At 50.7% G+C, this 21,380-nt stretch carries 21 protein-coding genes; 7 read left to right on the top strand and 14 right to left on the bottom strand.

Annotation, left to right across the window (positions count from 1 at the left end):
- Positions 1-78: 78 nt before the first annotated feature.
- The 5 genes from AOP6_RS07245 (at position 79) to AOP6_RS07225 (ending at position 6,003) form a co-directional block, all read left to right on the top strand.
- Positions 79-1,650 carry a bifunctional aminoglycoside phosphotransferase/ATP-binding protein gene (locus AOP6_RS07245; protein ID WP_155876087.1) on the top strand — a complete coding sequence of 524 codons (1,572 nt, stop codon included), beginning with the start codon at positions 79-81 and terminating at the stop codon, positions 1,648-1,650.
- A complete protein-coding gene (locus AOP6_RS07240; RefSeq protein ID WP_155876086.1) occupies positions 1,647-1,901 on the top strand; it encodes a hypothetical protein in 255 nt (84 codons plus the stop codon). Before AOP6_RS07245 ends, AOP6_RS07240 begins: the two co-directional genes overlap by 4 nt.
- Positions 1,902-5,117 (top strand): SpoIIE family protein phosphatase, encoded by a 3,216-nt coding sequence (locus AOP6_RS07235; RefSeq protein ID WP_155876085.1) that lies wholly within the window; start codon positions 1,902-1,904, stop codon positions 5,115-5,117.
- 103 nt (positions 5,118-5,220) lie between these two features.
- On the top strand, positions 5,221-5,556 hold the full coding sequence (locus AOP6_RS07230; RefSeq protein ID WP_155876084.1) for an STAS domain-containing protein: 336 nt from the start codon (positions 5,221-5,223) through the stop codon (positions 5,554-5,556).
- A 21-nt stretch (positions 5,557-5,577) separates the two neighbouring features.
- Positions 5,578-6,003 carry an ATP-binding protein gene (locus AOP6_RS07225; RefSeq protein ID WP_155876083.1) on the top strand — a complete coding sequence of 142 codons (426 nt, stop codon included), beginning with the start codon at positions 5,578-5,580 and terminating at the stop codon, positions 6,001-6,003.
- On the opposite strand, the gene AOP6_RS07220 is transcribed toward AOP6_RS07225, so the two are convergent.
- The 11 genes from AOP6_RS07220 to pheA all read right to left on the bottom strand — a co-directional run bounded on the left by AOP6_RS07220 (position 6,000) and on the right by pheA (position 16,615).
- Complete coding sequence (locus AOP6_RS07220; protein ID WP_213194815.1) at positions 6,000-6,620, bottom strand: HAD-IA family hydrolase; 621 nt, start codon at positions 6,618-6,620, stop codon at positions 6,000-6,002. The two genes, AOP6_RS07225 and AOP6_RS07220, sit on opposite strands and share 4 nt — an antisense overlap.
- A gap of 1 nt (position 6,621) precedes the next feature.
- On the bottom strand, positions 6,622-7,398 hold the full coding sequence (gene lgt / locus AOP6_RS07215) for a prolipoprotein diacylglyceryl transferase (protein ID WP_213194841.1): 777 nt from the start codon (positions 7,396-7,398) through the stop codon (positions 6,622-6,624).
- Between the two features lie 85 nt (positions 7,399-7,483).
- Entirely contained in the window at positions 7,484-8,389 is a 906-nt protein-coding gene (locus AOP6_RS07210; RefSeq protein WP_155876080.1) for an RluA family pseudouridine synthase, read from the bottom strand.
- A 215-nt stretch (positions 8,390-8,604) separates the two neighbouring features.
- Entirely contained in the window at positions 8,605-8,886 is a 282-nt protein-coding gene (locus AOP6_RS07205; protein WP_155876079.1) for an integration host factor subunit beta, read from the bottom strand.
- 13 nt (positions 8,887-8,899) lie between these two features.
- A complete protein-coding gene (gene sppA, locus AOP6_RS07200; protein WP_155876078.1) occupies positions 8,900-9,790 on the bottom strand; it encodes a signal peptide peptidase SppA in 891 nt (296 codons plus the stop codon).
- A gap of 71 nt (positions 9,791-9,861) precedes the next feature.
- Positions 9,862-11,598 carry a 30S ribosomal protein S1 gene (locus AOP6_RS07195; protein ID WP_155876077.1) on the bottom strand — a complete coding sequence of 579 codons (1,737 nt, stop codon included), beginning with the start codon at positions 11,596-11,598 and terminating at the stop codon, positions 9,862-9,864.
- Between the two features lie 101 nt (positions 11,599-11,699).
- Positions 11,700-12,539, bottom strand: coding sequence for a 4-hydroxy-3-methylbut-2-enyl diphosphate reductase (ispH, locus tag AOP6_RS07190; protein ID WP_155876076.1), 840 nt, complete (start codon positions 12,537-12,539; stop codon positions 11,700-11,702).
- Between the two features lie 2 nt (positions 12,540-12,541).
- Complete coding sequence (gene cmk, locus AOP6_RS07185) at positions 12,542-13,237, bottom strand: (d)CMP kinase (RefSeq protein ID WP_155876075.1); 696 nt, start codon at positions 13,235-13,237, stop codon at positions 12,542-12,544.
- Positions 13,238-13,294: 57 nt separating this feature from the next.
- A complete protein-coding gene (gene aroA / locus AOP6_RS07180; protein ID WP_155876074.1) occupies positions 13,295-14,587 on the bottom strand; it encodes a 3-phosphoshikimate 1-carboxyvinyltransferase in 1,293 nt (430 codons plus the stop codon).
- Positions 14,588-14,641: 54 nt separating this feature from the next.
- Positions 14,642-15,514, bottom strand: coding sequence for a prephenate dehydrogenase/arogenate dehydrogenase family protein (locus AOP6_RS07175; RefSeq protein WP_155876073.1), 873 nt, complete (start codon positions 15,512-15,514; stop codon positions 14,642-14,644).
- Positions 15,515-15,535: 21 nt separating this feature from the next.
- The gene (gene pheA / locus AOP6_RS07170; RefSeq protein WP_155876072.1) at positions 15,536-16,615 is read right to left on the bottom strand and encodes a prephenate dehydratase; all 1,080 of its coding nucleotides are present in this window, start codon (positions 16,613-16,615) and stop codon (positions 15,536-15,538) included.
- Between the two features lie 207 nt (positions 16,616-16,822).
- On the opposite strand from pheA, the gene AOP6_RS07165 reads away from it, so the two are divergent.
- Both AOP6_RS07165 and AOP6_RS07160 read left to right on the top strand, forming a co-directional pair.
- Positions 16,823-18,010 (top strand): pyridoxal phosphate-dependent aminotransferase, encoded by a 1,188-nt coding sequence (locus tag AOP6_RS07165; RefSeq protein WP_155876071.1) that lies wholly within the window; start codon positions 16,823-16,825, stop codon positions 18,008-18,010.
- Between the two features lie 25 nt (positions 18,011-18,035).
- Positions 18,036-18,845, top strand: a complete 810-nt coding sequence (locus AOP6_RS07160) for a formate/nitrite transporter family protein (protein ID WP_155876070.1) — start codon at positions 18,036-18,038, stop codon at positions 18,843-18,845.
- 12 nt (positions 18,846-18,857) lie between these two features.
- Here the strand turns inward: AOP6_RS07160 and AOP6_RS07155 are convergent, their stop codons facing one another.
- From AOP6_RS07155 to AOP6_RS07145, 3 genes are all read right to left on the bottom strand, one after another.
- Positions 18,858-20,108, bottom strand: a complete 1,251-nt coding sequence (locus AOP6_RS07155; RefSeq protein WP_155876069.1) for a DHHA1 domain-containing protein — start codon at positions 20,106-20,108, stop codon at positions 18,858-18,860.
- 456 nt (positions 20,109-20,564) lie between these two features.
- The gene (locus AOP6_RS07150; RefSeq protein WP_225897373.1) at positions 20,565-20,969 is read right to left on the bottom strand and encodes a hypothetical protein; all 405 of its coding nucleotides are present in this window, start codon (positions 20,967-20,969) and stop codon (positions 20,565-20,567) included.
- Positions 20,970-21,046: 77 nt separating this feature from the next.
- Positions 21,047-21,298: a hypothetical protein gene (locus AOP6_RS07145; protein ID WP_155876068.1), complete on the bottom strand. Its 252-nt coding sequence runs from the start codon at positions 21,296-21,298 to the stop codon at positions 21,047-21,049.
- Positions 21,299-21,380 lie beyond the last annotated feature (82 nt).

The raw sequence follows: 21,380 nt of genomic DNA, 5'->3' as shown, positions 1-21,380 counted from the left end.
CCCGGCTGGTTCTATTCCTTTACACCGATATCCCTTCTGTTAAAATTTTTCAAACTCTTCTACAGAACAAGGCTCTCCATGGATGCACAGTCTCTTCTGCATAGGGCAATGCTCTCGCCTACTTTTTACCCAAGCGAAAATGGTCCGGTGACTTTTTCCGAAACGCATATTTCCCGGCTTTATTTCACGACCCAACACGTTTATAAGGTCAAAAAAGCTGTAAGCCTTGGTTTTTTAGATTTTTCCAGCCTTGACCAGCGCCGTTATTACTGTCTTGAGGAGGTCCGCCTGAATCGGCGTTTGTGTCCGCAAACCTACCTCGGCGTACTTCCGATTTATTTCGGCAAGAACGGCTATCAGTTAAATGGGCCGGGAGAAATCAAAGAATATGCCGTTCACATGAAAAGGCTACCGGAAGACCGCATGCTCGATCAGTTGATCAGAAACAAGGTTCCGCACCTCGAAAAAGACATGGACCGTCTAGGCCATCGGCTGGCGTTCTTTCATAAACACGCCGAAATAGTCCGCCACCCCACCCTTTCTTATCGACAAAAGACAGCCTATAACTGGAAAGAAAATTTTAACCAGATCGAACCGTATGTAGGTGACACGATTGAGCTTGAAGCAAAAACCATTCTCCAGGACTGGGTTGAGGCCTTTATCCGGGACAAGGGCACCGTGCTGACAACAAGAGAAAAACAAGGCTTCGTACGCGACGGACATGGGGATCTGCACGCCGAACATATCTGCTTGAGCGATCCAATCTGTATTTACGACTGTATCGAATTCAGTGAGCGTTTTCGTATCTGCGATATTGTGGAAGATGTCGCTTTTCTGTTGATGGACCTGGAATTCAGGAAGAGATGGGAGTTGGCCACAACTCTTTTAGGTGCCTACAGAACCAATATGGATATGGGAACTGACTGGGAAGATTTGCTACCCTTCTTCAAGGTCTACCGTGCTTTTGTCAGGGGAAAAGTCAACTCGATTCTCGCAGGGGATATAGAGGCCGCCGAATCCGTACAGTTGGAAGCAAAGAGTCTTGCTCGACGTTATTTCAGCCTGGCCCTGGGTTATCTCTGTCCTCAAATGATCATCTTAACCTGCGGGCTTATGGGGACGGGTAAAACGACGGTGGCGAAAGGCTTATGCAGGGCCATCAATGCTCTGCACCTGCGCTCGGACGAGGTCCGCAAAGAGCTCCACGGGCTGCCTGTATTGAGACGGGAAGAAGATTCTTTTAACCAGGGACTCTATACACGGAATGTCACGCAGAAAACCTATGATGCGCTGCTTGACATGGCAGAAAAGTCTCTACAGAAAGAACAATCGGTACTGGTGGACGCGTCGTTTTCCCAACAAGACCAACGTAACCGTTTTTTTGAAATGGCTCGCCAACGAGGCGTTCCTGTTTTTCTAATTGTCACGGAATGTCCTGCGGAAACAGCTTTGAACCGCCTCGATCAGCGGCAAAAACAGGAGATGGATGCTTCGGATGGTCGCAGGGAGCTGTACGGAAAGCAGGCCGCCTGCTTTGACCCGGTTCAGAAGAGATCCGAAGTTATAACAGTCGACACATCACAAGATGTTGATTATACTGTCCATATAATCTTGAGGCATATTATTGGCAAGGCGAGGGCACGCATATGAAAGATCACTATCCCATACAACTCCGGGATGCCTGGATCCTCTTTTTCATCCTGGGTCTGGTTATGATCAACTTCCCTTTCATTCATATTTTCAACAAGGAAACCACGATTTTCGGGATACCTCTTCTTATCCTCTATCTCCTCGTGGGATGGCCAGCATCCATTGCCGTAATCTATTTTTTCACCCGAACCCTCAAAAGCAATAACCATGGCACCCCCACCCAACCTGAAGACGAAAAGGATGTTCGCTGAGTGCTGCCTGTCGCTTTAGTCACATCTGTCACTCTCGCCTACTTCGGCCTGCTCTTCGCTGTCGCCTATTACGCCGACAGAAAGCGGAAGGCCGGGCAAAGCATCATATCCAACAGTTACATCTATTCTCTCTCACTGGCCGTCTATTTTACCTCCTGGACCTTTTACGGAAGTGTAGGACGGGCCGCCACATCCGGTCTCGATTTTCTACCGACGTATCTTGGACCTACCCTTATAGCCTTCAGTTGGTGGATTATCCTGCGCAAAATGGTCCGTATCAGTAAAGAGCAGAATATCGTCAGCATTGCGGACTTTATAGCAAGCCGTTACGGCAAATCGGCCTTTCTGGGGGCTGTTGTTACAATTTTTGCCGTCATTGGCATCATGCCCTACATCGCCTTACAACTTAAAGCCGTCGCCTACACCTTTGACCTGCTGTCCGCCCCCCCAGAAGCCATTGGGCACGGTCTCAGCGATCTCATTCCAGCTCTCCCCCCTTACATTGATACCGCGTTCATTGTCGCCCTGGTGCTGGCTCTCTTCGGCATTCTCTTCGGCGCCAGGCACCTCGATGCCTCTGAGCGTCATGAAGGACTGGTCGCGGCGATCGCGCTGGAATCTCTCGTCAAGATCGTTGCCTTTGTATCCGTCGGCATTTTTGTTACCTACGGACTCTTTGATGGTTTTTCCGACATCTTCACAAAATTTCTGGAAACCTTCCCAGAACGCAAAGATCTTGTCCTGCTCGGCACGGCTTCCATCCCCTACCCCATGTGGTTCTCATTAACCTTCATTTCCATGATGGCCGTCATGTTTCTGCCCCGTCAGTTTCACATCATGGTCATTGAAAACTCCGATGAAAAACATATCCGTGATGCCATGTGGCGCTTCCCAGCCTACATGTTCCTGATGAACCTCTTCGTCATCCCCATCGCGCTTGGTGGCTTGCTTCTTACAGGGGGTGAAGCAGCCGGGGCCGATTACTATGTCGTCAGCCTGCCTCTCGTCACGGGGCATCCCTGGCTGGCCATGCTGGTTTTTATCGGGGGATTTTCTGCGTCCGCCGGCATGGTCATGGTGGAGTCCGTCGCTCTCTCAACCATGGTACACAACTACCTGGTCATGCCGGTCATCAACCGACTCAATTTCGGGTCGAAGAATCTCTCTCGCCTGTTGATTAACATAAAACGACTCGGCATTTTTGCCGTTATCTTTCTCGGCTATCTTTATTACCGACTGGCAGGGGAATACAGCGCCCTGGTCAACATCGGGCTAATCTCCTTCATGGCGGCAACTCAATTTGCTCCAGCCGTCCTGGGCGGTCTTTTCTGGAAACGGGCTACTCGGAAAGGTGCCACAGCCGGCCTGATTTTTGGTTTTGCCCTCTGGTTTTATACCCTGCTTCTCCCCTCATTTGTCCAGGCGGGCTGGCTGGAGCATCGCATCCTGGAAGAAGGCCTGTTTGGTCTGGCTCTTCTTAGGCCTCAAGAACTTTTCGGCTTGTCCGGATTCGACAAGTGGTCACACGCCCTCTTCTGGACCATGTTTTTCAATCTCGGCGCTTTTCTGACCTTCTCCCTTTTGACCAAACCCTGCAAAAGGGAGATCGAGCAAGCCGATAAGTTTATCAATGCCTTTGAGCCCAGCAAAGAGCCTCCCCAGCGCAAGCGATTGAGTGGTGCACCTACGCTGGTGGAATTTATCGAACTCATGACCAAGTTCATTGGCGAAAAACAGGCCCACGCTGCCATGACAGAATACCTCAATGACAGAGATATCGATGAAAAAGGGAGCTTGTCAGAATATGAGCTTCCCTCTCTGAAAAGATTCACTGAACGAACGCTGGCCGGATCTGTCGGCGCTGCACCGGCCAGAATTATTATAGAAAACTATCTTGCGACCAAGGGCAGCAAGATGGAAGACGTTTTCGATATCTTTGGGACCGTCACTCTCAGTAGAACAGCCAGTCGCGACCAGCTTAGCGTCCTCTATGAGTCGGCCCGCCTGGTGGCCAGCGGTGAAAACCTGAAGTCTATCCTGGACAATATTCTCGAACTGCTCCTTCAACAGTTCAAGTTCGATCTATGCGTTGTCCGTTTCCTTGATGAGCAGACAAACGCCTTGACCGTAGTCAGCCAACGGGGCAAGGCTCGCACCGAGCGAGCCACCTCACCGCGGGAACTGAACCGTGAAACCTGTATTGGTGAAGCCTTCCTTGACAATAAAACTAAAATTGAAAACGATTGCGATTTGCTGGACAAACCAGAAGCAGAGAATATTGCCGGTCCAGAGGGCTTTCAGTCTTTCGCCCATGCCCCCATTTCTATCGAGGGCCAACCTATTGGGGTCTTATCGTGTTTTTCCCGCTCGTCCAAAGGGATATTTACCGAAGAATTTGTGGAGCTTTTTGACAGTTTGGCTGGACAGATCGGTGTGGCCTGGCGGAATGCCCAGCAGACTGAGGATCTGATTAGAGCAAAGGAACACGAACGGGAACTGCAAATTGCCAAAACCATCCAGCTTGGACTGCTCCCGACCAAAACTCCCCAGATAGATGGGATCAGCCTGGCGGGATTGTGCGTGCCTGCCCGCCAGGTCGGTGGGGACTACTACGATTTTCTGCTCCGGGATGACGGTAAACTGGATCTGGTCATTGCGGATGTCTCCGGGCATAACATTGGCGCCGCCTTGGTTATGGCCGAAACCCGCACATTCATTCAATCCCGAACTCAAAGTATAGGAAACACCAGCGGAGTAATGACTGCGATCAACGAATTTTTTTATGAGGATCTCACTCGCACCGAACTTTTCATCACGATGTTTTATGTCAAGTTCGACCCCGCTACCAAAACCCTCATTTACTCAAATGCGGGTCACAATCCGCCATTGATTGCCAACAAGCGCCGGGAAACCTGCGAACGGCTCGATGCGGAAGGACTTATCTTCGGTGTTCTACAAAATGTAAACTTTGAAGAAAAGAAAACCACCCTGCAAAAAGGGGACGTGTTACTCATGTACACGGACGGTCTAACGGAGGCGGCCAATGCTGACGGTGAACTCTTTGGCGAGGAACGTCTTTGCCAGGTGCTTGAAGCTTCTGAAACACTCCCTCCGGCCGATATCATTGAAAGTCTGCTGAACCAGATTAGACTATTCACCGGAAATCGCCATTTCAACGATGATGTATCTCTCGTCGTTCTGAAGATCGATGCGTAGGGGAAAACTCGCTTGGACTTGCCGATTACAAAAATGGCACAGGTATGTTATAAACATTTCAGTTGGTTAGTCAGAAACATTTATCATCAACAGGAGATTGGCCATGATTTTGAACATTGAGGACAAAGGCGCGGTCGTATTTATTGAGATTAAGGAAGAGAGACTGGATGCCCACAACAGTAGCGATCTTAAGGCACAGATGCTCAACCTGTTTGAGGAGGGCAAGAATGACATTGTGGTTGACCTGGGCGAAGTCCGTTTTGTCGACTCATCAGGGCTTGGCGCTCTTGTTTCGGGGTTTAAAAACGCCAGTGCCCGCAACGGAAATCTCAAGCTTTGCGGATTACAGCCACAGGTCCGGTCCATGTTCGAACTGACTCGCCTTCACCGTGTTTTTGAAATTTTCCCGGGATCAGAGGAAGCCCTGAGTAGTTTTTAAACATCCATTTCCCGGGGGGGGATTAAGATGGAAAAAATAGAGGTGGATATCAAGGTTCCCAACCAGACGCGGTACCTGAGTCTGATTGGGAAAATTGGGGAAGGCCTTGCCATGACTCTGGAGAGGTACAAGGGAGATCGGGAAGAGTTGGCCTATCACCTGAACCTGGTTCTGACAGAAGCCATGACCAATGCCATACGACATGCCAACGAGGACGATCCTGGCAAAGAGCTGCACATTACCATATCCATAATGGAGAAAACCCTCAAAATCCTTGTCTACGACGAAGGGCAAGGGTTCGACATCAACTCCCTCCCCTCACCTGACTTCAAAAATCTTGATGAGCACGGTCGGGGAGTCTATATCATTCGAACTCTCATGGATCAGGTCGTCTATCGTAAAGAAGGCAAGGGGCATGTTCTGATCATGGAAAAGAAGTTTCACTAGAGGCTTAGATAAGACACCAGTTCGGCATGTTCATAGATGGTAAAATCTCCGGCAGTCATCCCCTTATAGGCCACGAATCGGACACCCGCCCCCCGGGCCGCTTCGTGGTCCAAATCTGAATCTCCAACAAAAAGCAAATCCCGACAAGCCATCCCCAGTCGCTCTGCGACCAAAAAGAGCATATCCGGATAGGGCTTGGGCCTGGGCACATCGCGGCTGGTCACTACCACCTGGAAAAATCTTTCCAATCCAAAATGTTGGAGAATTTCTACCATGCTGTTGCCGCGATTGGTCGCGATAGCCAGAGGGAAATTTTGAGCCAGCGTTTCGAGGGTGCTGTAGAGCTGAGGTTCTGGATTCATGAAAGGGATGAATTGTCGATAATCGAGTTTCGCGGCAATATCAAGCGCAGTGGGCACCATGGCCTCTCCCAGAAGTGTGGCAAACACCTGAGGACTTGCTGCCGTATGGCAGAGATGAGCCCGTTCTTTGTCTTCAGACCTGACTTCTTCAACGCCTAAATGGGCAAGAACCCTGTTATAGTAGGCCAGGTTGGCAACGCGGCTTTCAAAAAGAACTCCGTCGCAGTCAAAAACAATAGCGCAAACCTTAGACACGTCATTTATTCCTTTTTAGAATGACCCAGAGACCAATCACGCCAACCATGACCATAGGGATGGACAGCAACTGCCCCATGGTGGCTCCCGCCCAGAGAAAGCCGAGATGTTCGTCGGGCTGCCTGAAAAACTCGACCATAAATCGAAAAAAGCCATACCCGAGAAAAAACATAAAAAAAGGGACGCCGGCAGGAGGATTCTTCCGGTGCAAAAACCATAAAACAATAAAAAGAACAAGTCCTTCCAAAACAGCCTCATACAACTGACTCGGGTGTCTGGGAAGCAAACCAGCTTGTGGGAAAATCATCCCCCAGGGCACATCCGTCACTCGCCCCCACAGTTCCCCATTGATAAAATTCCCAATACGTCCAAGCCCAAGACCAACTGCAGCAGCAGTCACCAGGATATCGCCAGTCAACAGGACGGAAATCTTCCGACGCTTGCAGAAAATAATCACAGCGATCACGACACCGAGCAATCCCCCATGAAAACTCATGCCGCCTTCCCATATGGCCAGGACTTCCAACGGGTGAGAGAGGTAGTAAGAGAACTTATAGAACAGAGTGTACCCTAACCTTCCTCCCAGAATAACCCCAAGCGCGGCATAGAAGAGAAGATCGGATATACCGTCACGATCAATCCCCAGACCGCGCTGACGAGACAAATGTCCAATGATGAAATAGGAGATGATAAATCCCACAAGGTACATCACGCCGTACCAGCGGACAGCCAGGGGGCCAATTTGAAAAATGATTGGATCTATCTGAGGATAAGTCAACATGACACTTCCTTAAAGAATTCGGATCGTTCCGACAAGACAAAGCATGATTTCCAGGCTTATGCGGCACAACAACCAGGTCAGTTCAAGAGAGCTCCTCAACCACCCTTTTCATATCAGAAGGGACAGGTGCCTCCAATACTTTAACATCGCCATAAACAGGGTGAGGAAAGACTATCTTCCAGGCATGGAGCATCTGCCTTCCGACAGACAAAGACTCCACATGATCAAGGCCGCCATATCGGGTATCACCGAGAAGGGGGTGGCCGGCTTCTGTTAGATGAACACGAATCTGGTGTGATCGACCGGTGAGAATTTCGACTTCGAGCAAAGAGCAACCGGAGATTGTTTGCAGGACGCGATACCGGGTTATTGCTTCCTTACCTCCCCTTTCGACAGATTTCATGCGGTTGTCAGATCTTCTGCGCGCCAGGAATGAATGAATTTCTCCATGCTCCTTCTCGGGTCGTCCACTGACGAGAGCGAGATACCGTTTTTCGACCTGATGGGAAGCAAAAGAATGTGTCAGGTTTTTGTGAGACCTGGCATGAGTCGAGAAAACAAGAATTCCGGATGTATCGCGATCAAGACGTTGGACCATACCAAGTTCGGGAGTATCCTGAGGACGAAATGGATTTGCAAGATACCGGAGAAGAGCCTCATAAAGCGTGCCTTTGTAGCGGGCAGGAGTTGGTTGCGTTTCGACTCCGGGGGGCTTTTCGATGACCACAATATAGGGGTCCTGGTAAATTATGTTTTCAGGCGTGAGAGAAAAAATTTCCAGCGGACGACCATCCACATGGACTTCAATCCGCTCCCCGGCCTGTACTGGGTAAGAACATTTACGAAGACGCCGACCGCCGACATGAACACCGCCGATATCGATGATTTTGCGAATTTTGCTTCGAGAAAAGGAAGGGTCAATGACTGGGATAAATTGATCGATACGCTGTCCAGTGTGTTCCTTCTGAGGCACAAATCTAAAAACCATAGGAAACCTGCCGTAAGGCACGAAAACGCCTGCCATCCAACCAACAAAATAGAAATGGCTCTCTTATCGGCAATGCAGATGAGAGAGTACCTTGATTATCTACTATTCAAAAGCCCCGTCCATAGCAGATGGACAGGGCTTTTCTTATGGACATGACACTTTCAATGCGCGAGCGTTGACGCTGGAAATTTCTTTGAAATCTGAAGACAAAAAAATCAATCCGTGTTGACTTTTTCTCTGAGTTCTTTACCTGTTTTGAAAAAGGGCGTTTTTTTGGAAGAAATCTTTACAATTTCACCACTTTTCGGATTACGGGCCTCGCGAGCATCTCTTTCGCGAACAGTGAAAGAACCAAAACCACGAATTTCGACGCGTTCACCGTCTATCAAAGCCCCACCAATACTGTCAAAAATAGTATTGACGATCAGTTCAGATTCTTTTTTGTTGAGAGAGGTACTTTCAAAAGACAAACGCTCGATCAACTCACTTTTAGTCATGACAACATGCCTCCTAATTTAAACCTTCCCAGATAAATTGCATCCCGCCAAGAGATTGTTCCTGCAGTCCTTGCCGCAAAGAATTAAAGGTTTCCTCAACAAGATAGTTTAAAATTTTTGGTTTGGATTCACGGGGATAGACGACGCGAGGTTTACCATCAATATTGGCCAATTCAGCCGCGAGATCGATAGCATCCTGCATATTGCCAAGCCTATCCACAAGCCCGGCATCAAGAGCCTGTCTGCCCGTATAAATCCGCCCATCGGCCAATACTTTGGCTTGATCAAGCGGAAGATCACGGCCTTGAGCCACAGCTGAAACAAATTGGGAGTGAACATCATCAATTAGAGACTGTAGAATCTGCCTATCATCGGGGGTCATGGGACGAACAGGGGAACCGATATCCTTATGCTCACCACTTTTCACAACCTGACTTTTAAGCCCTATCTTCTGAAGAAGTTCCTGAAAATTGGTGAACTCCATAATGACACCAATACTACCCGTTATGGTTCCAGGATTGGCGACAATCTGATGCGCAGGGATGGCGATATAATACCCACCTGAGGCCGCGACGGATCCCATGGAAACAACAACGGGCTTCACTTGGGCTAATTTCTGAACTTCTGTATAGATTTCCTGCGACGGCCCTACCCCGCCACCAGGGGAATCAACACGCAACACCACAGCCTTTATGCTGTTGTCTTCGCGCAGCTGTACCAGCCGCAGAGTGACTTCTTCGGACGCGGTAATGGCTCCCCTGACTTCGACAACACCGATTTTTTCACCGATGGACAGAGAAGTCGATGTTCCGGTCATGCTGGATATGATGCCAACAAGGAGAAGAAAAAAAAGAAAGATGGCTCCAAGGACAATAAGGGCCATCAAGAATGGTCTTTTTTTCATGTAAATCGCCTGAGATGGAGGAGCCCCCGCCTTGGTGGACGGGGGCTCCAGATGGTCATCGTCAGCAAGACTCAGTCTTCAGACTTGTCTTCGCCGGCCTTGCTCAAGGCACCCTGCAACAGATCTCCAAAATTGGAGGTTGCACTCTTTTGCGCACCAAGGAAAGCGTCGACCTCGGCTTTCTCTTTCTGATTAGCCAGATGTTTAACAGAGAGAGCGATTTTGCGGTCAGATGTATCAACATTGAGCACAACAGCCTCGAGTTCATCCCCGACATTGGCAAAGCTCTTAGGAGAGTCAATTTTTTCCTTGCTGATTTCAGAGACGTGAATCAGGCCTTCGATACCTTCTTCAACTTCCACAAAAATGCCGAAATCAGTTACGGAAGTGACTTTGCCACGGATAATGGTCCCAGGGGCGTACCGAGTGGGGATGGTTTCCCAAGGATCCATGGCCAGCTGTTTGATACCGAGGGAGAATCGCTCGTTTTCGCGGTCAATGTTAAGAACAACCGCTTTAACGATATCGCCTTTTTTGTAAACTTCAGAAGGATGCTTGATCCGCTTGGTCCAGGAAAGGTCAGAGATATGGACCAGACCGTCGATCCCTTCATCAACGCCGACAAAGATTCCAAAATCGGTGATGTTCTTGACCTGCCCTTCGATAACGGTGCCAGCGGGGAATTTCTCACCAATCACATCCCAGGGATTGGGCTCAACCTGCTTGAGACCAAGGGAAATACGACGGTTGGCAATATCCAGAGCGAGCACAACAGATTCAACTTCTTCACCGATGCTGAGCACCTTGTTGGGATGTTTGATCCGTTTGGTCCAGCTCATTTCAGAGACATGAATCAAACCTTCAACGCCTTCGTCCAACTCAACAAACGCGCCATAATCCGTAAGGCTGACGACCTTGCCAGTCACGCGCATGCCAACGGGGTACCTGGACTCGACTTCAAGCCAAGGGTCAGGCGTGATTTGCTTGAGGCCAAGAGAGACGCGCTCTTTTTCACGATCAAACTTCAGCACCTTGACTTTGGTTTTATCGCCGACTGACAGAATGTCGGAGGGATGGCTGACCCGGCCCCAAGACATGTCGGTGATATGAAGCAGGCCATCAATGCCGCCAAGGTCGATAAAGGCGCCATAGTCAGTGAGATTCTTGACAATGCCTTCAAAAACCTGGCCCTCTTCCAGCTTTTCGAGGGTGTCGGCGCGGAGGTTTTCCCGCTGATCTTCGAGAAGGACACGACGAGAGAGCACGATGTTGCCACGGCGCTTGTTAAGCTTAATGATTTTGAATTTATAAGTTTCACCGATCATCTTGTCGAGATTGCGCACAGGGCGAAGATCGACCTGCGAACCGGGGAGAAATGCGATTACGCCGATATCCACCGAGAGTCCGCCCTTGATACGGGAAACGATACGTCCTTCGACATCGGCCCCTTCTTCCAGGGTATTCCATATCTTCATCCGATCAGCTTTTTCTTTCGAGAGGCTGATCAGACCGTTTTCATTTTCAGTACGCTCTATCAAAACGTCGAACTGATCGCCAACTTTGAGATCGGTCTTCACCTGGCCGTTATCGTCAAGAAATTCGGCGATCGGAATAAGACCTTCCGATTTTCCGCCAACATCGACGACAACCGAATCAGGGTTGACCTGAACGATGGTGCCGGTGACCACGTTTCCCGCCTTCAATTCCTTGAGGCTGTTCTCAAAAAGGGCTTCGAAGCTTTCTTCCATGCTCCCAAACTCGTCTTCGTTCTCCATCAGTTCGTTTACGTTTTCTTTGTTTTCCACCATTAAAGTGTTACCCCCTAGCGAATTTCCTGTCATTTTCAGACAGTATGGCCACGGCCACGACGACGAAACTTAGCACAAAGCCTTTAGAAAAACAAATTATTTTATTTTTTCAGTCCTGAAACCCGATCCAAAACTTCATCGATGATCCACTGCGGCGTTGAGGCTCCGGCAGTAACTCCAACGGTTTTAACTCCCTCAAACCAGGAGGACTCGATTTCGTTTGCGGTTTCAACATGATAGGTCCTCGGCTGGATCTCAGTACAGAGTTGGGCCAGACGGTTTGTGTTGGCACTGTTAAATCCGCCGATGACCAACATAAGATCGACCTGCCTGGCAATATCTCTGGCCTCACTCTGACGGACCGAAGTTGCGTCACAGATCGTATTGAAAACACGGAGCTCCTTACTTTTCCGCAAGCAGACGTCGACAACCTGGCGCAGGTTCTCGAAAGGTTGGGTTGTCTGCGCCACCACGCCTATTTTCTTGCTGCGTGGGATCCCTTCAGCCTTTTCCTGATCCGGGACGACATAAACATTAACGCCGGCGGCATAAGAGACTATGCCCTGTACTTCAGGGTGTTCCTCCTCGCCAACGAGAACAACCACATACCCTTCTGAGCTGAGCATGGCGGCATGATCCTGTGCCTTTTTGACAAAAGGACAGGTCGCATCAACGACCTCCAATCCCTTGGTAGCGATGTCTGCCATCTCATTGGCCGTTATACCATGCGAACGGATGATAACAGCCCCATCCCGGATATCTTCCACACGGTCCACCACGCTCACGCCCTCTTCTTCAAGCTTTTTGACCAGCTGTGGTGAATGAATGATGGGTCCCAGCGAACAGATGCGTGGATGGGAAGCAGCAGAGTCGAATGCCATGCTGGTCGCCCGTTTGACACCGAAGCAAAAACCGGCGCTCTTTGCCAGAACGATCTTCATGCTTAGATCTCAGCCTCCCGTTCTGCCGCTAGAACACGCTGAACAACGCGAAGCATTTCGGCAAGAACTTCATCGATAGTCATCCGAGTGGTATCGATAGGGATGGCATCATCGGCCTGAAGCAGGGGCCCCTCGGCGCGGGAACTGTCATCGGCATCACGCTTTTCCACCTCGGCAATGGTCTGATCGAGACCGACCTCCAGTCCCTTGGCTTTTAACTCCTCATAGCGTCGCCGTCCACGTTCCTCTGGAGTGGCCACGAGAAAGAACTTTACCTCTGCTTTCGGGAAGACCACCGTGCCGATGTCACGCCCCTCCAGCACCACACCACCCTTCGCGCCCATGCGCCGTTGGAGATCGACCATGGTGTGTCGAACGGCAGGGCAGGCAGCTATCCGGGAAGTAAGTAGACTGATTTCGGGGGTCCTGATTTTAGTGGTGACATCCTCTCCATTAAGAAAAACCTTCTCCTGTCCATCTTCTCGGGAGAATTCGATCAGGACTTGGGGGCAAAGGAGGGCCAGGCCCGCCTCGTCAGCAGGATCAACCCCTTCATTCCGGGCGGCAAGGGCAAAGGCCCGGTACATGGCGCCGGTATCGATGTTGATATACCCCAGTTCTCCGGCAAGTCGCTTGCTCAGGGTGCTCTTGCCGGCACCCGAGGGTCCATCTATGGCTACAATCAATTCTTTTTTCACTTAGCAGACTCCAACATAGACCCAATAAAAGACAGACAGATAAGGGCTCATGCACGATTAGCTACGAACACTGTCGAGCAATTCCCAAAAATCGGGAAACGATGTAGATGTGCACCGCACATCGTCAACCGTTACCGGTCCGGAGGCAACCTGGGCGGCGATGGCCATGCTCATGGCTATGCGATGATCGCCATGGGAGGTAACCTCTCCCCCGCATAACGGATGCCCACCCGTAACGACCATGCCGTCTTCCCGTGGCTCAATGAGGGCGCCAAGCTTTGTGAGTTCCGATGTCATCGCCGCAATGCGATCCGTTTCCTTGACACGCAGTTCACGGGCGTCGCGAATAACCGTCTGACCCTGGGCAAAACAGGCAGCAACACTGACAACGGGGAACTCATCGATAGCCCTCGGCACCAGTTCTCCTCCGATGTCGATGCCTTGCAGGACACTGCTTTTGACATGGATATCGGCGACTGGTTCGCCGGAATGCTCGCGGGGATCCAGTATGGTCAAATCACCTCCCATAGCCTGCAGAATGTCGATGATACCACTACGGGTCGGGTTGATCCCGACATTGCGAATAAGCAGGTCGGAACCAGGGGTCACCAGGGCTGCTACCATGAAAAAGGCAGCCGAGGAGATATCCCCGGGGACATGGACTTCACGACCTTTCAGGTCTGGCCTGGGGAATATCCGTACTCCTCCGTCAAATGGCTCTACCCTGGCCCCGAAATAAGACAACATGCGCTCGCTGTGGTCCCGGGAAAGATGCGGCTCCTTCACCGTGGTGGGACCCTCCGCGTAAAGGCCGGCCAGGAGCAGCGCTGACTTTACCTGGGCGCTAGCGATGGGAGAATCATAGTCGAGGCCCTCCAACTTCCCTCCCTGTAGCGCCAAAGGCGCCAACTGTCCCCCCTGTCGCCCCCAAATACGTGCCCCCATTCGGGAAAGAGGCTCTACCACCCTTCGCATGGGTCTCTTGCGCAGATAGCGATCGCCTGTGAGAACACTGAAAAACTGCTGGCCTGCCAGCAGGCCGGTCATCAGACGGATGGTCGTTCCCGAATTGCCGCAGTCGATCACATCCTGGGGTTCTTTTAGACCGTCCAACCCTCGCCCATGTATTTTGAGGATATCGCCGGGCAAAATTTCAATCTCAACACCCATGGACCGAAAAGCGTTGAGGGTAGCGTGATTATCTTCCCCATGCAGAAATCCATGTACCAACGTGACCCCATCGGCCAAAGAACCCAACATGATGGAACGATGAGAAATGGATTTATCGCCAGGGACGGTAATCTCCCCGTTCAACCCTGAAGACGGATTCACTGTTCTTGATTGTGACATATGAAAACTCCCTCAAACAAAAGGATGTGGTCGGACCATTAGGGGCATGGGTACTCAGAGGATGGCGTCACGGCTCTTCTTGGAGCGCATGAAAAACTCGAAAAGCTTCTCGCCGTCGCCATCCCGGACATCCTTCTTCAGTTCGGCGAAACAGGCTTCGAAATTCTCCATCATTTCAACGAGGGCGTCTTTGTTGGTCATGGCAATGTCACGCCACATCGTAGGATCGGAAGAGGCGATGCGGGTAAAATCACGAAAGCCCCCAGCCGAGTATACCAGTATGTTTTCTGGATAACGATCGTAGGAACTGACGGAGTTGACCAGGGAATAGGCAACCATATGGGGGAGATGACTGATAGCCGCTAGTATACGGTCATGCTTTTCCACGTCCATGAGCACGACTTCGCTTCCGGCAATTTCCCAGACCTTTCTCACCAGATTCAGCGCCGCGGGGTTGGTGGCGTCAGTCGGAGTAAGAATGCAGCGTTTACCTTGGTAGAGTGTGGCAAAAGCTGCTTCGGCCCCGCTTTTTTCAGTCCCGGCGATGGGATGACCTGGAACAAAATGGACGCCTTCAGGCATCAGCGGCTCTATGGATCGGGCGACCTCGGCTTTGACGCTCCCCCCGTCAGTCAACACCGCCCCACGCTTCATAGACGGCGCTATCGTCGCCGCAACAGCTTCCAGGGAACAGACGGGGGTGGCCAGGAAAACGAGATCGGCGTCGGCGACGCCGACACAGGGGTCCTGTTCGATACGGTCAACAACACCCAAATCGAGGGCTTTTTCCAGATTGGCGAGCCCTCGCCCGATGCCGACAACCTCTCCAACGACCTTGGCCTCCTTCAAGGCCAGAGCCAGGGATCCACCGATGAGACCAACACCGATCACGGCCAGCCTGGGAATAAAAACCGGGTTATCTTTCATTTCAAACGACATCCTTCACCCTTAACGGATTCTCGGATAAGAGCCAAGAACCTTGAGAAACTGGCAATACTGACGCAAATCTTCAACGGCCTCTTTCACCCTGTCGTCCTCCAGGTGCCCTTCAATATCGAGAAAAAAGATGTACTCCCAGGCTTTTTTCTTCAGCGGCCGGCTTTCGATTTTGGAAAGGTTGATCTTGCGTGTGCTGAAAGGCTCAAGCATTCGGTACAAAATGCCAGGTTCGTCCTTGACACTGAACATGATGGATGTTTTGTCCTGCCCGCTTCGTGCCGGCCTTTTCGTTCCAATCACCAGAAAACGCGTGTAATTGTTCGGATTGTCCTCGATTTTCTTTTTGGCTACCCGCAGTCCGTAAAGGGAAGCGGCCATTTCACTGGCAATGGCGGCGGCGGAATCATCTTCGGCCACCATCTGAGCCGCCAAGGCGGTGCTGCCGACATCGACCAGGGGAATATCCGGCAGGTTGTCTTCCAGCCATTGCCGGCATTGGGCCAGGGCCTGAGGATGGGACACCACTTTCCTGACGCGGTCAAGGTCACCCGAGAGGGAGAGCAGATCATGAGATATTTCAAGCAGCACTTCCGCGTTAATCTGCAGGTCGGAATCCATGAACATGTCGAGGGTGTGGGAGACGACACCCTCCGTCGAATTTTCGACGGGAACAACGCCATAATGGCATCTGCCACGCAGTACCTCGTCAAAAACGGCCGGAATACTCTTCTGCGCCACCAGTTGTGCGGAGAGGCCGAACTGTTGAAGGGCGGCAGCATGGGTGAAGGTCGCCTGTGGCCCTAGAAAGGCCACTTTCATTGGGTGTTCAAGAGCCAGAGAGGCCGAAATGATCTCCCGGAAGACCCGGCGAATGGCTTCTGAAGGAAAGGGTCCAGGATTCTTGGCGGTCAACCGCTGATAGATAGCCATCTCGCGACTGGGAACGTAAAATTCCTGCCTGTCCCCCTCTTTGGTCTTGCCGACTTCGATGACAATCTTGGCCCTCTCATTCAGAAGAGAGAGGATGTCGTCATCAATGGCATCGATTCGATGACGCAAATTGTCGAGCCCGCCTTTTTCCTTCCCCATAATGCCCCCTGCGCATGAAAGATAAACCGAAGCCGAAAATCTAGAACATCAAACCGAAAAAAGCAATAAAAACCAGGACAATATATCACGACAGAGAAGAGTCCAACAAAGGCGAGGCGATCCAACCGCTCCTTCCTTTCCCCTTGACCCTGCCCTATCGTCAAAGATAAACTGAGCCCCTTTTTAATCAAGCCAAAGGAGTCACTTATGTCCATATCTGTCAAGGTTTCCAGCTTCATCGAAAAAGCTTCCTGGATTCGCAAGATGTTCGAAGAAGGGGCCACGCTCCGCAAAATCCATGGGGCAGAAAATGTTTTCGATTTCACCCTCGGAAACCCCTGCGTCGAACCGCCCGCGGCTTTTCACGAGGAACTGCTCAAGTTAGCCACCAATCCTATTCCAGGGATGCACCGTTACATGAACAATGCCGGCTATGAAGAGACCAGAACAGCCGTGGCCGAGGTGGTTTCTGAAAAATCACCACAAGCGCTGACTGCCAACCATGTGGTGATGACCTGCGGCGCCGGTGCCGCTCTCAACGTTGTCCTTAAAACCGTACTCAACCCGGGCGATGAAGTGATCGTGCTGGCCCCGTTCTTTGTCGAATATCGTTTCTACATAGATAATCATGGTGGCACGACCCGGGAAGTGTGGACCCTGCCCGACTCCTTTCAACTGGACCTGGCTGCCATCGAAAGCGCCATAACGGAAAAGACCTGCGCCATCATCATCAATTCTCCCAACAACCCGACGGGCGTTATTTACCCGGCTGAAGATCTTCAGCGCCTGGGACAGTTACTGCTTCGCAAGGAGAAAGAACTGAACCGCCAGATCTTCCTCGTTTCTGACGAACCTTATGCCCGCATTCTCTACGATGACCACCAGGTTCCCGGCATTTTCCATCATGTAAAAAACGCCGTCATCGTCACCTCCCACTCCAAAGACCTCGCCCTGCCCGGTGAACGCATCGGCTACCTGGCTGTTAATCCTGCCATGGAAAACGTCTCATCCTTCATCGAGGGCGCCATTTTCTGCAATCGCGTTCTTGGCTTTGTCAACGCTCCAGCCCTTGTGCAGCGACTGGTCACAACCCTGCAGCGAGAAAGCGTCGACATCGACGAATATCAGGTCAAGCGGGACATTCTTTACGACAACCTTACCGCCATGGGCTTTAACATGGTTAAGCCCGGAGGGGCTTTTTACCTCTTCCCTCGCTCTCCCCTGCCCGATGATGTCGAGTTCGTTCGACTGGCCCAAAAACACAACATCCTTCTGGTTCCGGGCAGTGGTTTCGGAGCACCCGGTTATTTCCGGATCGCCTACTGTATCGATACCGCCACTATCCATCGCAGCCTGCCAGCCTGGGAAAAGTTGGCCAAGGAAGTTGGCCTCTAGCCCAGGGCAATCACAGAGGATATTCATGGAAAAACGATTCCTGTCTCCCAGAGAAGCCGCCTTGGCCATTATGGAAAATGGCAAACGCGTAACAACTCAGCCGGTCTCTCAAACTATCGTGCTAAGCCTTCTGGCCGGTTTTTATATTGCCTTTGGAGCCCAACTGGCTACCGTCATCACCCAGGACAGCGCCGCCTACATCGGAGAGGGACTCAGCCGACTGCTGGCGGGGAGTGTTTTCTCCATGGGACTGATGCTGGTGGTCATCTGCGGAGCTGAACTGTTCACGGGCAACAGCCTGCTGACCAAATCGGCCATGCAGGGCCAAATACCTTGGCGGAAAATCTGGGAAAACTGGCTCATCGTCATTTTTGGCAACCTGATCGGTTCGCTTTTCTTCGCCTGGCTCATGCTGAATTCAGACCTCTGGAAAAGCGGCAATGTCGCTGACTACGCTATTAGCATTGCCGCCAGCAAGTGCGAACTCTCTTTTTCCGTGGCTCTGGTCCGAGGTATTTTCTGCAACTGGCTCGTGTGTCTGGCGGTATTTATGGCTACTGCAGCACGCGACATTCCCGGCAAGATACTGGCCTGCTATGTTCCGATCATGACCTTTGTCGCCAGTGGCTTCGAACACAGTGTGGCCAACATGTATTTTATTCCCACTGGTCTTCTTCTGGCCGACGAATTGAAAAGAGAGGTACCGGGACTTACCTGGGGAAATTTTCTGGCAGGGAACCTACTCCCTGTGACGGTGGGCAATATTCTCGGCGGGGTTGTCTTCGTGGCCTTGACCTACTGGTTTATTTATCTGAGAGGCAGTGCTCAGAAATAAAAGGAGATTGCCCTAGGTCTCACAGGGGCGGATATCCTTGATTCTCAGCTGCAAAGAGACCTTTCCACGCCATTCGTTGAGAGAGGGAGTAAACAGCATGTCAAACTCCTCCTGCAGCTCGTTTATGCGGGGAGCCATGCCGAATGCAATACAAGGGAGCACCACGCCATTCTGGCAGGCCTTCCAGCGCAGATGCTGCTCTTTGAGTGTCTCTGCCCCCAAAGCCCTCACCCTCTTGGCCACAAAGACCGGTTCGGGATTTCCGGCCCCAAACGGCTGCATCAGCTCCAGCTCCCTGACCAACTCCAGAGAAATCTCGTCAAAAAATACTTCTTCGTCAAAATAGAGCAAAGGCTTGAAATCATCCTCGCTCAAAACCTTTTGGGCGTAGGCATCAAAAGCCTTGACAAAGCTGACAAAATCAGTCGACGCGATACTAAGCCCGGCGGCGAATTCATGACCACCATACCCGGACAATAAATATTCGCAGGCCTGCAACGCCCGGTATAGGTGAAAACCGGGAATAGATCGGGCCGACCCCTTGCCCTGCTCACCGTCCATGGCCACCAGAACAGAGGGCCGATGATAACGTTCGACCAAGCGGCTGGCCACAATGCCAATGACCCCGGGGTGCCATCGTTCATCGGCAAGAACGATGGTATGAGACATCGGGGTTTTGCCGGATTCTTCCAGGTGTGCCACCGCCTGTTCGAAAGTTTCCTTTTCTATCTTTTGCCTCTGCTTGTTGAACCCATCAAGGAGACCAGCCAGATCCATGGCAGCATCGACATCGTTCATAAGAAGAAGATCGACACCAAGAGCAGCATCTTCCAAACGGCCGGCGGCATTGAGGCGCGGGGCCAGCTGAAAGCCTACAGTACCACTGGTAATTTCCCGCGTCCCGGTGACCTTCTGCAGACTGAAAATACCCGGTCGTGGAGAGCTGTTCATGAGCGCAAGACCGACTTTGGTCAGGGTTCTGTTAACCCCCTGCAGCGGAACAATATCAGCGATGGTGCCAAGTGCAACCAGGTCGAGGAGCAGGCGCAGGTCGGGTTCCTGACGTTTTAAAAAGAAATCGCTGTCGCGAAGGTGCTTCCTTAAAGCGACCAGGAGAAAAAAGGCAACGCCTACCCCGGCCAGCGGCTTAAAAGGGAAAGAGCTGTTTGGCAGATGGGGATTGATCAGGGCACAAGCCGTGGGGAGAGTATCGGGAGGCTGGTGGTGGTCTCTCAGTGGAATCGATGGTGTAAATAAATGCATGTGTCCGAGGCAAACATGCCATTAAATTTTTAATTATTTTATAAAATGATTGACGCTAGTCTTTGGTTTGATGGATTAATTATTTTGATATGTAACTAAGTATGTATTTGGGACGACTTATTTACATTTTTAATGGTATTCAGCCGGTACTTTGCACTTCTCCCAAATGCATCCGCATCTTCTTCTTCGTGAGAACCCAAGGCCCATTCATGCAATTATCCCCGACTCTAAGCACCATCGCAATGGTGCTTATTCTGATTTTATTGCCATGCTGGTTATCCACTTTGGTGTGGCTGACAAGTTCTAGGCGATGTAAGACCGAGGTGTAGGACAAGATATGAGAAAGCCAAACCTAGCATTATCAGGTTGGACTTCTGCCTGTCGGGGATTTCGTGACTTATGAGACAAACAACGGTTGTGCTTGATTGCATGGTTAGACATGCTTTTAATGCCTGTTTAATTTTCAATGGTTTTCACATACCAAAATGACGCAAATATTCCATAAATGAAATTGAGACCGATTACCACTACCGGCATGAGCGGACCAAAGCCCAGGCCCAGCATGCCCTTGCCCATAGAGGGTATTACCACAAAGAGCATCATCGCAGAGGGGACGAGACTGAACATCATACCCCTCAGTATCGTCTTGTTACGCCAAATTGGAATAAGGAGCAAAAGCATCCAGATACCACCCCAAATCATGCGTTTGTAGGCCCATGGTGCAGTGAACTCTGGTTTCATGGTAATGCCGATCAAATCAGAAATACCGGCTACGCCCATAAACCAGATATTAAAACTGTCAACAAGTCCACCTAGCGCCCCTCCGGTAAACGCGCCACTCAACTTGCGAATAATCTTCATTGCACCTCTCTTTATTTTGGAATATCTGACGGTCCGCTTGATATAGTAGGGCGAATTTTAATGCCTTTTTCATTTAGTTATTCGGAAAGTGTTTTTTTGATTTTATCAAATTCGCCTTGATCAATTTCGCCCTTAGCTAGTCTTATTTTGAGAATATCCATAGGTTTTTGGTCGTCAGGTTTGTTTTTTAAATTTGATGGACTGTTTTGTGTGGAACTCCTGCCAACATTTCTGGCAACAAAAAAGACGATGATAATGACCAGCAGAAAGAAGACCCCTGGAAACATACCGAACTCATGCCAAGGCCAAAACGAATGATCTGAATGCATATACTTTCCTTTCAGTTGATTTATACCGGCCAACGTAAAGTTGAGAGGCGGTTGGGCTAATTATGCTTAACGAGTCACCGGC

It is taken from the genome of Desulfuromonas sp. AOP6 (assembly GCF_009731355.2).
GTDB lineage: Bacteria > Desulfobacterota > Desulfuromonadia > Desulfuromonadales > SZUA-540 > SZUA-540.
The sequence above is the reverse complement of the archived record's forward strand: the minus strand, read 5'-3'. Positions and strand labels throughout refer to the sequence as shown.

Coding starts and splice junctions, on each gene's coding strand:
- AOP6_RS07245 (WP_155876087.1), top strand. CDS start 79: ATGGATGCACAGTCTCTTCTGCATAGGGCAATGCTCTCGCCTACTTTT.
- AOP6_RS07240 (WP_155876086.1), top strand. CDS start 1,647: ATGAAAGATCACTATCCCATACAACTCCGGGATGCCTGGATCCTCTTT.
- AOP6_RS07230 (WP_155876084.1), top strand. CDS start 5,221: ATGATTTTGAACATTGAGGACAAAGGCGCGGTCGTATTTATTGAGATT.
- AOP6_RS07210 (WP_155876080.1), bottom strand. CDS start 8,389: ATGGTTTTTAGATTTGTGCCTCAGAAGGAACACACTGGACAGCGTATC.
- AOP6_RS07205 (WP_155876079.1), bottom strand. CDS start 8,886: ATGACTAAAAGTGAGTTGATCGAGCGTTTGTCTTTTGAAAGTACCTCT.
- sppA (WP_155876078.1), bottom strand. CDS start 9,790: ATGAAAAAAAGACCATTCTTGATGGCCCTTATTGTCCTTGGAGCCATC.
- AOP6_RS07195 (WP_155876077.1), bottom strand. CDS start 11,598: ATGGTGGAAAACAAAGAAAACGTAAACGAACTGATGGAGAACGAAGAC.
- ispH (WP_155876076.1), bottom strand. CDS start 12,539: ATGAAGATCGTTCTGGCAAAGAGCGCCGGTTTTTGCTTCGGTGTCAAA.
- aroA (WP_155876074.1), bottom strand. CDS start 14,587: ATGTCACAATCAAGAACAGTGAATCCGTCTTCAGGGTTGAACGGGGAG.
- AOP6_RS07175 (WP_155876073.1), bottom strand. CDS start 15,514: ATGAAAGATAACCCGGTTTTTATTCCCAGGCTGGCCGTGATCGGTGTT.
- pheA (WP_155876072.1), bottom strand. CDS start 16,615: ATGGGGAAGGAAAAAGGCGGGCTCGACAATTTGCGTCATCGAATCGAT.
- AOP6_RS07165 (WP_155876071.1), top strand. CDS start 16,823: ATGTCCATATCTGTCAAGGTTTCCAGCTTCATCGAAAAAGCTTCCTGG.
- AOP6_RS07160 (WP_155876070.1), top strand. CDS start 18,036: ATGGAAAAACGATTCCTGTCTCCCAGAGAAGCCGCCTTGGCCATTATG.
- AOP6_RS07155 (WP_155876069.1), bottom strand. CDS start 20,108: ATGCATTTATTTACACCATCGATTCCACTGAGAGACCACCACCAGCCT.
- AOP6_RS07150 (WP_225897373.1), bottom strand. CDS start 20,969: ATGAAGATTATTCGCAAGTTGAGTGGCGCGTTTACCGGAGGGGCGCTA.
- AOP6_RS07145 (WP_155876068.1), bottom strand. CDS start 21,298: ATGCATTCAGATCATTCGTTTTGGCCTTGGCATGAGTTCGGTATGTTT.